The following is a 12,588-nucleotide window of genomic DNA, read 5'->3' as shown; positions in this document are numbered from 1 at the left end:
CTTTTCCAGTCGTCCAAACTTTGGAGGCTTTTTTTAATAGTCTTTTGCTAACCACTGCATGGCTTTTTCATAAACAATATTTTTGACATTGCCAGCTAAGGTGATTTTTTTGAAAGTGATAGGGTTTATCCCAATTTCTTCACTAGCTTTTTGGGAAGTAAGCATTAAGTCTGCCTGCTTTCTCCTAATAGCTCTAGCTTGTTCTTCAGAAATTTTCATTTAGAACGCTCCTTTCTAGTAAAGTATTACTTTACAAAAATAATATTATCAAGAAAATCTTTATAAGTCAATACTTTGTAAAAAAAAACTTTATTTTTAAAAAAATTTGTGTAATAATAAATACGAGGTGAAATATGAATAGACTAAAAAAACTTAGAAAAGAAAAGAAGCTAACTCAAGACGAACTATGTTTAAAGTTATCTGAATTTTATAAAGACGATTCTGATTTTAAAACAATCTCTAAAATGAATATTTCAAATTGGGAAAATGGAAAACATGAAATAAAACAAGATAAAGCAAAATATCTAGCAAATTATTTTGGAGTCCCAGTTTCTTATCTCTTAGGTTTAGAAGATATGACAATACGTGATTCACTCACTACACTCGCTGGGATGCAAAATGGTAAAATAGTTCCAGATCCCGACTTTATCAATAAAGAGAGTCAGAAGCAAAAAGAATTGTTTGATAACATTAGAATTCAAATGAATTATGAAAATAAACGATTGAAATTAATTGATATTGAGAAAAATCAAGAACGGGCTAAAATATTACTAAATTTAGTTCATGATTTCCAATTAGATATTTATAAGAACTTATTAAACAGAGAAACAGAACTTTCACAGAATGAAGAAGTGGCAGTTGATAAAATGTTATCTGACTTAAAAATTTACAGCGATGAGTTCCTTGATTTGATAAAATTGATTTCTGAAGCAAGAAAAAATCTTAGATAAATAGACTAGTTCTTCTAACTGACCGAAACCGTCTTTAAACTAAACCAATCTAACGCCCTAATGCTTGCCTGCAGATGTTAGAAAGGTTTTAAAATGAAAATTACAGAATACAAAAAGAAAAACGGTGCAACTGTGTATCGTTCTCAAGTCTATTTAGGTATCGATGTTGTTACTGGTAAGGAAGTAAAAACTAGGATAACCGCTCGAACAAAGAAAGAACTCAAGCTGCTAGCAAAGCAAAAACAAAACGAGTTCATAAGAAATGGATCTACAGTTCATAGTGAAATTAAAATCAAAAGCTACAAAGAACTTACTGACTTATGGTGGAATAGTTACAAGAATACTGTGAAACCAAACACGGTTGGCAGTGTCTCATTGCTACTTAAAAACCATATTATCCCAACTTTTGGAGACTATAAGCTTGATAAGATAACAACTCCATTAATTCAAAATAAGGTCAATAAATGGGCAGATAAAGCCAATAATAACGAGTCTGGTGCTTTTGCTCACTACGACAAATTACATGCTTTAAATAAGCGTATATTGCAATATGGAGTAACTATGCAACTGCTGGATAATAACCCAGCATTAAACGTTGTCTTGCCTCGTAAGAAAAAGAGAGAAAAAACTAGTCTGAAGTATTTTGATAATACTGAACTGAAAAAATTTCTTGATTACTTAGAAAATCTTGACCAATCAAATTACAGATACATGTTTGAAATTACTCTTTATAAGTTTTTATTGGCAACTGGATGCAGAATAAATGAAGCTTTAGCTTTAAGTTGGTCTGACATTGACCTTGAGAGCTCAAGTTTATCAATTACAAAGACACTTAACCGTTATGTTGAAGTAAATACCCCTAAGTCACAAGCTAGTATCAGAACTATTGATATAGATAAGGCTACCGTCTTAATGTTAAAACAATACCGAAACAGACAAAGGATTCAAGGTCTTGAAATTGGACTTGTACCAGATATTATTTTCTCTGATTTTATTAATAAGTATGTTAACGATCAGACGCTTTATACAAGACTAAGAACACACTTCAAACGAGCTGGGGTTTCCAATATTGGTTTCCATGGCTTTAGGCATACACATGCAACCTTACTTTATAATGCTGGTATTGACACTAAGGCTCTCCAACATCGACTTGGACATTCTACAATCTCAATGACATTGGATACTTATTCCCACTTATCAAAAGAGAACGCAAAAAAAGCCGTCTCATTCTTTGAAACGGCAGTTAATTCTTTATAACTCAGCTAAAATCGAAGCTAATGCTATTTCCCATATTTTACACATCAAAAAAAGCCTATTAAATAGGCTTTTAAAGTGTTTAATATAAGAATTAAAGCATTTTGTTGTAGAATTCAACGACAAGTGCTTCGTTAATTTCTGGGTTAATTTCATCACGTTCTGGAAGACGTGTTAATGAACCTTCAAGTTTTTCAGCATCAAATGATACAAAGGCTGGACGTCCAAGAGTTGCTTCAACAGCTTCAAGGATTGCAGGAACTTTCATTGATTTTTCGCGAACTGAGATTACTTGACCTGGTTCAACGCGGTATGATGGGATATCAACGCGTTTTCCGTCAACAAGGATATGACCATGGTTAACGAATTGACGAGCTTGACGACGAGTAGTTGCAAGACCTAAACGGTAAACAACGTTGTCAAGACGACGCTCTAAAAGAACCATGAAGTTGAAACCAAGAGTTCCTTCTTTGATTTTTGTAGCTTGTACGAATAAGTTACGGAATTGTTTTTCACCTAAACCGTATGAAAAACGTAATTTTTGTTTTTCAGCAAGTTGCAAACCGTACTCAGAAAGTTTGCTACGGTTGTTAGGACCGTGTTGACCAGGTACGTAGTTACGACGTGCTAATTCTTTACCTGTGCCTGTAAGTGACAAGCCAAGGCGACGTGATTGTTTCCATGATGGACCAGTATAACGTGACATATTAAATGTCCTCCTCTAAATTTTTTGAGGAAATAACTGTTTGAAAAATCCTGATTCGTGCAGGGGGTTTTCGCCTAAACAGCAAAGGTTACTTGAATAGTTAACCACCTGTTGACGAGCTTCATATCTTTCTGCTGTTATTTCACACGAGTCTCATTGTAACACATATTAGATAGTAAGTAAAGAGCTTTCCAATAATAGCTTAAAGAAAAAAGTAAGTCTATAAACCTACTTCCTAATCTTCATCAAAATAACGAATCAGTGTTTTTTCAGTTAGAATATCTGAATAAGTGTATGATTCAACATAAGCATTTCGAACTACCCCAGCCTGTTCAGGATGGTCATTGTACTCAATGATAAACAATGATGGGTAAACTTCAATGAGACGTCCAATCTTGTTTTTTTCTCTTTTTCTTCCATTTTCAAGAGTTAACTCAACTAATTGACCTTCGTGAGCCTTAATATCCTCTTTGATTTTTTTCATTTTTGCAACATCTGCAAATGCATCACTCATTATTTTTCCTCTTATCTCTCTTCAAACTGTGCTATGCTAGAAAATTTATTATACTCTTTTTGGAACATTAATTTAACGGTTCCACGCGCACCTGAACGGTTTTTTTCCAGAATAACCTCAATTGTATTATCTTCAATGCTATCTTCTGGATCTTCGCCTTCTTTTCGATAGTAGTCATCCCTATAAAGAAAGGCTACAATATCAGCATCTTGCTCAATAGATCCTGATTCCCTAATATCTGACAATACTGGCCTTTTATCTTGACGTTGTTCAACTCCACGAGAAAGCTGACTTAAGGCCACTACCGGAACCTTCAACTCTTTGGCAAGAATCTTCAATTGTCTTGAAATATCCGAAACCTCTTGTTGACGGTTTTCAGGTTTTGTTCCTGTGATAAGCTGCAAGTAGTCAATTACAATTAAACCTAGACCATCTTCAACTTCTTGTGAAAGCTTGCGAGCCCTAGCTCTAATTTCAGTAATCTTAATTCCAGGAGTATCGTCAATATAAATTGGAGCCTCTGCTAGAGCTCCTTGAGCAATAGTCACATTATTCCAATCCTGCTCTGTTAACTGACCAGTCCTCAAATGATGCGAATCTACCATTCCCTCTGCTGCAAGCATCCGGTCAACCAAACTTTCTGCCCCCATTTCAAGAGAGAATATGGCTACAGCTCTTTTTTGCTTGGTGCCAACATTCTGAGCAATATTTAAGACAAAGGCTGTTTTACCCACAGCAGGACGAGCTGCTAGGATAATAAGTTGATCGGGGTGTAAACCTGTTGTAATCTTGTCCAAATCACGAAAACCAGTTGGTAGCCCAGTAACATCACTTGTCTGTTTAGAACGAATTTCTAAATTCTCATAGTTTACTTTTAAGACATCTGATATTTTACGAAATCCACTACGATTGCTATGCTCATTGATTTCAATAAGTGCTCTTTCCGCACCAGCTATAATTTCTTCAGAGTCTGAACTACCTTCATAGGCTAGGTTTACAGTATCTGTCAACCTGTAAATAATGTCACGAAGCATTGCCTTTTCGGCAACTATCTTAGCATAATACTCAGCATTGGCACTGGTTGGAACACTATTGACCAATTCAACAATGTAAGATAGGCCTCCAATATTTTGAAGATCTCCTTGATCATCCAGCACTGTTCTGACAGTGGTCGCATCAATAGCGTCATTACGATCACTAAGAGTTATCATGGCCCGAAAAATTATTTTATGTGAATATTTATAAAAATCGTCTGGACTAATGAACTCTCGAACAGTTATTAGTTTCTCAGGTGATATGAATACTGATCCTAAGACTGATTGCTCCGCTAACAAATCTTGAGGTTGTACTCTTAGTTCTGGTACTTCAGGCAATCTTAATACCTCCAAATATTATAGCCATCATTTATGCATCAACAATTTTCAACTTAATTTCAGCACTCACTTCTTTGTGCAATTTAACCGGTACCTCAATAAGACCAATAGCACGAATAGGATGATCCAGCTGAATATGTCGCTTATCAATAGTGATATTAAATTGATTTTTTAATGCTTCAGATATTTTCTTTGTTGTAATAGAGCCAAAGGTACGACCATCTGGTCCTACTTTTTCTGTGAACTGAAGAACTGTCTTTTCATCTTCAAGAGCTTTTTTTGTAGCTTTTGCTTCAGCTAATAATTCAGCCTGCAACTTTTCTTCGGCTTTTTGTTTTCCTTTAAGTTCACCAATAGCTTGATTACTTGCTTCTTTTGCTAAATTTTTCTTAAGAAGAAAATTTTGGGCATAGCCAGTTGGAACCTCCTTAATCTCGCCTTTTTTACCCTTACCTTTAACATCTTGTAAAAAAATAACTTTCATTACTCTACCTCGTTTGTTTCATTTATTGTATTGGTAATTGTTTCGATTAACAATTCTTTAACACTATCAAAATCCTTATTTTCAATTTGGCAGGCAGCTAGGTTGAAATGTCCACCACCACCTAATTTTTCCATGATCCTCTGAACATTTATCTTACTGCGACTCCGAGCAGAGATCACTATCTTATCCTGTGACGACTTGACCATAGCAAAGCTGGCTTCAATACCTGCCATAGATAACATGGTATCGGCTGCCTTACTAGCAATGACATTAGAATATTGTTGGTCTTTGGGACCTGTCGCAACAATGATATTATCAGCAAGCCTTTCACCACCAAGGATAATTTCATTTATTTTTTTATATTCATCAAAATCAGTAGCAGAAATTTGCTGGATTTCAACACTATCACTACCTCTATTTCTTAAGTAACTTGCTACATCGAATGTTCTACTTGTTACCCTTGTTGAGAAGTTTTTGGTATCTAGCATAATACCAGCCATTAAGATGCTGGCTTGGATCTTACTTAAGCGTTTTTTGGCATTTTGAAATTGAATTAATTCTGTTACTAGCTCTGCAGCACTACTTGCTCCGCTTTCAATAAAGGTTAAAAGAGCATTCTCAGGGAAATCATCATCACGCCTATGGTGATCAACAATAATCACATCATGAAACATCTTATAAAACTCTCGTGATAAGGTTAAAGACACTTTAGAGTGATCCACCATCACCAAAAGAGATTGATCAGTTACTAATCTCATAGCCTGACTGACACTAATTAATCTGGTCTTACCATCTGCTTGCAGCCTCTCAACAGCCCTTTCAATATCTGCACCCATATCAGTTGGATCGTAGACAACAAAGCTATTTTCGATAATATTACTAGCAAAGAATTGCATGCCGACAGCAGAACCCAAAGCATCCATATCAAGCTTCCTGTGGCCGACCACAAAGATATTTTCAACGGTCTTAATCCGATCAGAAATGGCCGTCATCATTGCTCTGGTTCTCGTTCTAGAACGTTTTATGGTTGACACGGATCCGCCACCAAAATAAATAGGTGTTTTGCTATCATCATTTTCTCGGATGACCACCTGGTCACCCCCACGAACAAGGGCAATATTGAGATTTTCTAAGGCCACCGAACCAACCTCATTATGGTTCTTTTGACCAAAGGAAATCCCCATACTCAAGGTCAACCTTAATTGCTGCTCTTGAGCTTCTTTTCGAAATACTTCTAAGACAGCAAACTTATCATCCATTAAATCCTTTAAGATATGGTAGTCCGTAAAGAAATAATAGCGATCCATATTGACACGTCGATAAAAGATATGTCTACTTTCCATGAATTCAGCAATGAAGTTAGCCACAAAACTATTTATTTTAGAAACATCTGCATCTGTAAGGTTATCAGTAATATCATCATAGTTGTCAATTGAAATAATCCCAATAACGGGACGCAACATACTAGAATCAATAGATTGACGATTCCCAATAAAGGCATCAAAGAAATAGAAAACACCCGATGACTCATCTATATAGGAGGTATAGCGGTTACTGGAAACCTCAAAAGTTTGAGAGATATTTCCTTTACGTTTTTCAATGATAATATCTTGAATTAAATGCTCATCTAGTAAACCGTTTTCATTTGTGAAAATCAATTCAGCATATGGGTTATACCATTCAACTTCATTAGTTTCCAAATCAAATTGAATAACGCCAACCGGCATTTTATCTAAAAGCGTTTTTAAATTATTTTCCGTTTGCTCATTTAATTTTTCAATATGATCAAGTTCTGATAGTTCATAAACCTCTTTTTGATACCAGAGGAGGGCCACTACAAATAATAGCACAAGAAAAATAGCCAATAAAATCAGCATTTCTGATTGCATGATTCTAACACAAAGTGCTAGCAATCCAAATAAAATTAAACCCATCATTATTAAATGAATGGTTTCAAAACGAAATCTTTTCATCTTTTAACCTCTTAAAGATTCATTATAACATAAAACAGCCCTGAAATACAGAGCTGTCCTTGCCTATTGTGGTTACAATTTGATGACTATTTAGTTCTTGCGACGAGCCTTGCCATTTCCTTCAAGATAAACCATTAAAATAGAGATATCAGCAGGGTTAACACCCGAAATCCGGCTGGCCTGTCCTAAGGTTTCTGGGGCAATCTTCTTGAATTTTTGTCTAGCTTCTGTAGCAATAGAATCAATAGCATCCCAGTCAATTGTTTTAGGAATCCGTTTTTCTTCCATACGTTTCATCTTAGCAACCTGATCAAGTGCCTTTTTAATATAACCCTCGTATTTGATCTCAGTTTCTAGTAGTTCAATGAGTTTAGAATTGAGCTCCTCTTCAGCAGGCCCAACAAAGGAAACTGCGGTTTGGTAATCAATACCTGGACGACGCATAAATTCCTTAGCAGTCATAGCATCAGTCAAGGGCTTAAAGCCTAAAGCTACAATCTTATCATTAGTTTCTTTAATTGGTTTTAATTTGATACCATCAAGTCTTCTTAATTCATTTTCAAACTGCTTCTTTTTAAGGCAATAATGAGTCCAGCGAACATCGTCAACTAATCCAATCTCTCTTCCAATCTCAGTTAGACGTAGATCAGCATTATCATGTCTCAAGATCAGGCGGTATTCAGCACGAGAGGTTAAAAGACGATAGGGTTCAAGGGTTCCCTTTGTCACCAAATCATCAATCATTACACCAATATAAGCATCACTGCGTTTCAAAATCAGCTCTGGCTTACCTTGAACTTTAAGAGCAGCATTAATACCAGCAACTATACCCTGACCAGCAGCTTCCTCGTAACCAGAAGTACCATTGGTTTGTCCTGCTGTAAATAGCCCAGCTATAACCTTTGTTTCAAGTGTTGCACGCAATTGATGAGGTAGAACAATATCATATTCTATGGCATAACCAGTTCGCATCATTTCTGCATTTTCAAGACCCTTAATGGAATGAAGAAGCTCTTTTTGAACATCCTCAGGTAGACTAGTTGAAAGCCCCTGTACATAGACTTCCTCAGTATTTCTCCCTTCTGGTTCTAAGAATAATTGGTGTCGATCCTTGTCTACAAAACGAACAATTTTATCTTCAATTGAAGGACAATAACGTGGACCAACTCCCTTAACAATACCAGAAAACATAGGAGCCCGATATAAATTGTTATTAATAATATCGTGACTATCCTTATTAGTGTACGTTAACCAACATGGAATCTGATCTTTTAAATAGTCTTCATCACGAGACATAAAGGAAAAATGATTTGGCATTTCATCACCAGGCTGTATTTCAGTAGCCTCATAATCAATTGAAGAAGCCTTGACCCTAGGTGGGGTTCCTGTTTTAAAACGGCCAATTTCAAGTCCCAATTTTTTAAGGTTATCTGCTAAAGTTACTGAAGCAAGACTGTTATTGGGTCCTGAAGAATATTTTAATTCTCCTAGAATGATTTCTCCACGAAGAGCAGTTCCTGTAGTCACGATAACAGCTTTTGCAGAAAATTTCTGACCTGTTGCCGTTAAAACGCCAACAACTTTTCCATCCTCAACCAAGATATCATCAATAATGCTTTGACGAAGTGTCAGATTCTCTTGCTTTTCAACTGTTTTTTTCATTTCTAAAGCATAAAGAGACTTATCAGCTTGAGCACGTAGAGCCCTAACTGCTGGGCCTTTACCGGTATTAAGCATTTTCATTTGAATATAGGTTTTATCTATATTCTTACCCATCTCACCACCCAAGGCATCAATTTCTCTGACAACAATCCCCTTTGCGGAACCACCTATAGATGGATTACAAGGCATAAAAGCCAACATATCAATATTAATAGTTGCTAGCAAGGTCTTACAACCCATTCTACTACTTGCTAAGCTGGCTTCAACGCCTGCATGGCCAGCACCAATTACAATTACATCATAGTTTTCTGTATAATCATGTGTCATTTTAATCTTTCCCTATTCCTTTTACTTCTCTATTGACAATATGCTTGACAGTCCCATTCCATTTTGCCAATTCTTCTTTCAAAAACTCTGGAACAACATTTATCTACTTTAATTGGCTAAAGGCTACCCATTCACATTGTCTTAATTCTTTATTTTCAAGCATTTGCAGCGGTGGACTTGTCTCTGCTTCAGCAAAATAATGAAATTCAATATTATGCCATTTTTGCTGGCCACTGGTAAAATGATTTTCAACAACAAAAGCTAGTTGCTTATTACTAATACCGATTCCTAGTTCCTCAGTTGTTTCACGTGAAACTGCCTCATGGCTGAGCTCTCCAAACTGAACAGCCCCACCAACTGTATAATAGATATCTTGGTCTTTTACCAGTAAGACATGCTGATTTTTCACTAGTAAAAGAGAGCTTCGAACTTCCATTACTTTATCTTTTATCACTAACCGAAAATCTTCTACCATTTTATTCTCCACTGCAATAAAAAGGTCAAAACCCTAGGAATGTAAGCCAAAAAGGCCTACAATTTCCATGAGCTTTGACCATCACGCTGTTGTTACTATTATTTTATCAAAAGTTCTATTTTTGTCAATATAATACCTGTCAAGATTTTGTAAACTTAATTTACGCTATCGTAAACATTCTGTAAATCATCAATTCAACTTAAAAGCTCCGCGGATTCCTAAAAGCAACATCTGAATACCAATTGTTGTTAATATCAAACCCATCATCCGTGTAATGATACTCATTATGTTTTTACCCAGAAAGTTGGCGATTGGTTTGGCACTTAAGAGTAATAAATAAGTCAACAAACATAATAAAAAGAAAGCTAGTAAGGTTAGTACTTGATTTTCAAACTTCCCTTCGGATAGAGTGATAGCTGTAGCAATAGTCCCTGGACCAGCAAATAAAGGCATGGCCAAGGGAGAAGTAGCAATACTCATAGGATCGTTTGGTGTAGCATGTTCAATGTTCTTAGAGCCAGGAGAGTGGATCCCATTTATCATGTGATATCCTGTCAAGGCAACCAATATTCCACCTGCTATTCTTAAGGCATCAATTGTAATCCCAAATAAGGTAAAGATAAATTGTCCACTCAAGGTTACCAGTGCAATAATAACAAAAGCAATGATAAGACTTTTTCTTGCAATTTTTTTCGAAATGTTTTGATCATCATCTGCAACCAAGGCTATATAGGCTGGTAAATTTGATAAGGGATTCATAATGGCAAAAAATGCCATAAATATTAAGACAAATTTTGAAAGCATAATTTCTTCCTCTATAACTCACTTTTCAAATATATTGACAAGCTTTACCATCTTGATAAGCCATATCAATAATACCGCCGCCTAAGCATTCTTTATCTTGATAAAAGACAACTGCTTGCCCAGGAGTAATGGCCCGTTGAGCTTCAGCAAAAATAACCTCTGCTCTGTCACCCTTAACATGAACACTTACCTTTGAATCTGGCTGTCTATACCTAAATTTAGCCGTGCATTCCATTGTAAACTCTTCTGGCATATCTTTTGTAAAATGAATCATTGACGCATCTAAGCTAGTTGACATTAAGGATTTATGGTAGAAACCCTGTCCAACATACAAAATGTTTTGTGACAGATCTTTACCAACGACAAACCAAGGTTGATTATCCCCACCATGCTGACCACCGATTCCTAGACCACCACGCTGACCAATTGTATAATACATTAATCCCGCATGTTGTCCCATATCTCTGCCATCAACTGTCATCATTCGCCCCTTTTGAGCTGGTAAATAGTGACTGAGAAATTCTTTGAAGTTCTTTTCTCCAATAAAACAAATACCTGTAGAATCTTTTTTCTTAGCAGTTGCAAGTCCTGCTTTTTCTGCAATTGCTCTCACTTCTGACTTTTGTAAATGGCCGAGCGGAAACAGCGTTTTTTTCAACTGTTCCTGAGATAGTTGACTTAAAAAGTAGGTCTGATCCTTACCATTATCTACTCCACGTAACATGTGAACAGTCCCGTCAGCATCTCTTTCCACCTGAGCATAGTGACCAGTCGCTACATAATCAGCCCCTAATGTCATGGCATAATCAAGGAATGCCTTAAATTTTATTTCCTTGTTACACATAACATCAGGATTTGGAGTGCGGCCAGCCCGATATTCTGCTAAGAAATATTCAAATACCCTATCCCAATATTCCTTTTCAAAGTTTACAGAATAGTAAGGAATCCCAATTTGATCAGCCACCACAGCCACGTCCTTGTAATCTTCTGTAGCTGTACAGACACCAAATTCATCGGTATCATCCCAATTTTTCATGAAGACGCCTATGACGTCATAACCTTGTTCTTTGAGCAGTAGAGCTGTCACTGACGAGTCAACTCCACCACTCATTCCAACCACAACACGTGTGTTTGCATTATCCATTTACTTTCTCCCATCTTTTCGTTTAACGTACGATTTGAAGGTCGTCGTTTTCAAAAGTCGATTTGAAGGTCGATTTTGAGGCGTATTTACGCAAAACCTATTATAGCAATTATTAATATTAAATCAAATGATTTAAAGGTGAAATAAATTTTTATCATAAGAATAATTTTTTATTTATTTTGCTTACAAAATTATTTTTTTTGTTATAATGAGTATATAGAAACAAAAAACGGAGTTGCCATATGAAAACACAAAAATTTCAGTCAGTTTTTGATATCATTGGACCAGTCATGATTGGTCCATCAAGCAGTCACACAGCTGGTGCCGTAAGGATAGGAAAAGTTGTTCATTCGATTTTTGGTGAAATCCCAGACGAAGTGACCTTCCACCTATACAATTCATTTGCCAAGACCTACCAGGGACATGGAACGGACAAGGCGCTGGTTGCTGGAATTATGGGTATGGACACAGATAATCCTGACATCAAAAATTCCCTTGATATCGCTCATAAGAAAGGAATTCGAATTTACTGGGATATCTTAAAAGATAGTAATGCCCCACACCCAAATACTGTCAAAATTAGTGTTAAGAAAAAAGAAAAAAGTATGAGCATCACAGGAGTATCAATTGGCGGTGGTAACATCCAAGTTACTGAGATAAATGGATTTTCTGTTTCTCTATCTATGAATACTCCGACTTTGATCATTGTCCATCAAGACATCCCAGGTATGATTGCCAAAGTTACTGATATCTTATCTGATGATAACATCAACATTGCTCAAATGAATGTAACCAGAGAGAGTGCTGGTGAAAAAGCTATTATGATAATAGAAGTAGATTCACGAGATTGTCAAGATGCTGTCAAGAAAATTGAAAAAATTCCACATTTGTATAATGTCAATTTCTTTGACTAGAAAGAGTA

General features: G+C 36.1%; 13 protein-coding genes. 3 read left to right on the top strand and 10 right to left on the bottom strand.

All coding sequences use genetic code 11. The features are described 5' to 3' along the window. Nucleotides 1–33 precede the first annotated feature (33 nt). Nucleotides 34–219: a hypothetical protein gene (locus tag HBN42_RS04120; protein WP_165993813.1), complete on the bottom strand. Its 186-nt coding sequence runs from the start codon at nucleotides 217–219 to the stop codon at nucleotides 34–36. Nucleotides 220–353: 134 nt separating this feature from the next. Between HBN42_RS04120 and HBN42_RS04115 the strand changes: the two genes are divergently transcribed. Both HBN42_RS04115 and HBN42_RS04110 read left to right on the top strand, forming a co-directional pair. Continuing rightward, nucleotides 354–950, top strand: coding sequence for a helix-turn-helix domain-containing protein (locus HBN42_RS04115; protein WP_165993812.1), 597 nt, complete (start codon nucleotides 354–356; stop codon nucleotides 948–950). Nucleotides 951–1,043: 93 nt separating this feature from the next. Then, complete coding sequence (locus HBN42_RS04110; RefSeq protein WP_165993811.1) at nucleotides 1,044–2,207, top strand: tyrosine-type recombinase/integrase; 1,164 nt, start codon at nucleotides 1,044–1,046, stop codon at nucleotides 2,205–2,207. Between the two features lie 91 nt (nucleotides 2,208–2,298). Here the strand turns inward: HBN42_RS04110 and rpsD are convergent, their stop codons facing one another. The 9 genes from rpsD to mnmA all read right to left on the bottom strand — a co-directional run bounded on the left by rpsD (nucleotide 2,299) and on the right by mnmA (nucleotide 11,666). Further along, entirely contained in the window at nucleotides 2,299–2,910 is a 612-nt protein-coding gene (gene rpsD / locus HBN42_RS04105; protein ID WP_165993810.1) for a 30S ribosomal protein S4, read from the bottom strand. Nucleotides 2,911–3,145: 235 nt separating this feature from the next. Then, nucleotides 3,146–3,424, bottom strand: a complete 279-nt coding sequence (locus HBN42_RS04100) for a Veg family protein (protein WP_165993809.1) — start codon at nucleotides 3,422–3,424, stop codon at nucleotides 3,146–3,148. An 11-nt stretch (nucleotides 3,425–3,435) separates the two neighbouring features. Next, the gene (gene dnaB, locus HBN42_RS04095; protein WP_207927409.1) at nucleotides 3,436–4,812 is read right to left on the bottom strand and encodes a replicative DNA helicase; all 1,377 of its coding nucleotides are present in this window, start codon (nucleotides 4,810–4,812) and stop codon (nucleotides 3,436–3,438) included. A gap of 16 nt (nucleotides 4,813–4,828) precedes the next feature. Then, on the bottom strand, nucleotides 4,829–5,281 hold the full coding sequence (gene rplI / locus HBN42_RS04090) for a 50S ribosomal protein L9 (protein WP_165993807.1): 453 nt from the start codon (nucleotides 5,279–5,281) through the stop codon (nucleotides 4,829–4,831). Then, entirely contained in the window at nucleotides 5,281–7,254 is a 1,974-nt protein-coding gene (locus HBN42_RS04085; RefSeq protein WP_165993806.1) for a DHH family phosphoesterase, read from the bottom strand. Before HBN42_RS04085 ends, rplI begins: the two co-directional genes overlap by 1 nt. 90 nt (nucleotides 7,255–7,344) lie before the next feature. Beyond that, nucleotides 7,345–9,243, bottom strand: a complete 1,899-nt coding sequence (mnmG, locus tag HBN42_RS04080) for a tRNA uridine-5-carboxymethylaminomethyl(34) synthesis enzyme MnmG (protein ID WP_165993805.1) — start codon at nucleotides 9,241–9,243, stop codon at nucleotides 7,345–7,347. Between the two features lie 103 nt (nucleotides 9,244–9,346). Next, nucleotides 9,347–9,718: an NUDIX hydrolase gene (locus HBN42_RS04075; protein ID WP_235925333.1), complete on the bottom strand. Its 372-nt coding sequence runs from the start codon at nucleotides 9,716–9,718 to the stop codon at nucleotides 9,347–9,349. Nucleotides 9,719–9,907: 189 nt separating this feature from the next. Next, nucleotides 9,908–10,522: a MarC family protein gene (locus tag HBN42_RS04070; protein ID WP_165993804.1), complete on the bottom strand. Its 615-nt coding sequence runs from the start codon at nucleotides 10,520–10,522 to the stop codon at nucleotides 9,908–9,910. A gap of 25 nt (nucleotides 10,523–10,547) precedes the next feature. After that, nucleotides 10,548–11,666, bottom strand: coding sequence for a tRNA 2-thiouridine(34) synthase MnmA (gene mnmA / locus HBN42_RS04065; protein WP_165993803.1), 1,119 nt, complete (start codon nucleotides 11,664–11,666; stop codon nucleotides 10,548–10,550). A 242-nt stretch (nucleotides 11,667–11,908) separates the two neighbouring features. Between mnmA and sdaAB the strand changes: the two genes are divergently transcribed. Further along, nucleotides 11,909–12,580: an L-serine ammonia-lyase, iron-sulfur-dependent subunit beta gene (sdaAB, locus tag HBN42_RS04060; protein ID WP_165993802.1), complete on the top strand. Its 672-nt coding sequence runs from the start codon at nucleotides 11,909–11,911 to the stop codon at nucleotides 12,578–12,580. The last annotated feature ends 8 nt before the right edge of the window (nucleotides 12,581–12,588 follow it).

The sequence above is a fragment of the Streptococcus catagoni genome (assembly GCF_011421425.1).
Lineage (GTDB): Bacteria > Bacillota > Bacilli > Lactobacillales > Streptococcaceae > Streptococcus > Streptococcus catagoni.
The sequence above is the reverse complement of the archived record's forward strand: the minus strand, read 5'-3'. Positions and strand labels throughout refer to the sequence as shown.

Coding starts and splice junctions, on each gene's coding strand:
- HBN42_RS04120 (WP_165993813.1), bottom strand. CDS start 219: ATGAAAATTTCTGAAGAACAAGCTAGAGCTATTAGGAGAAAGCAGGCA.
- HBN42_RS04100 (WP_165993809.1), bottom strand. CDS start 3,424: ATGAGTGATGCATTTGCAGATGTTGCAAAAATGAAAAAAATCAAAGAG.
- HBN42_RS04075 (WP_235925333.1), bottom strand. CDS start 9,718: ATGGTAGAAGATTTTCGGTTAGTGATAAAAGATAAAGTAATGGAAGTT.
- rplI (WP_165993807.1), bottom strand. CDS start 5,281: ATGAAAGTTATTTTTTTACAAGATGTTAAAGGTAAGGGTAAAAAAGGC.
- sdaAB (WP_165993802.1), top strand. CDS start 11,909: ATGAAAACACAAAAATTTCAGTCAGTTTTTGATATCATTGGACCAGTC.
- HBN42_RS04115 (WP_165993812.1), top strand. CDS start 354: ATGAATAGACTAAAAAAACTTAGAAAAGAAAAGAAGCTAACTCAAGAC.
- mnmA (WP_165993803.1), bottom strand. CDS start 11,666: ATGGATAATGCAAACACACGTGTTGTGGTTGGAATGAGTGGTGGAGTT.
- rpsD (WP_165993810.1), bottom strand. CDS start 2,910: ATGTCACGTTATACTGGTCCATCATGGAAACAATCACGTCGCCTTGGC.
- HBN42_RS04070 (WP_165993804.1), bottom strand. CDS start 10,522: ATGCTTTCAAAATTTGTCTTAATATTTATGGCATTTTTTGCCATTATG.
- HBN42_RS04110 (WP_165993811.1), top strand. CDS start 1,044: ATGAAAATTACAGAATACAAAAAGAAAAACGGTGCAACTGTGTATCGT.
- mnmG (WP_165993805.1), bottom strand. CDS start 9,243: ATGACACATGATTATACAGAAAACTATGATGTAATTGTAATTGGTGCT.
- HBN42_RS04085 (WP_165993806.1), bottom strand. CDS start 7,254: ATGAAAAGATTTCGTTTTGAAACCATTCATTTAATAATGATGGGTTTA.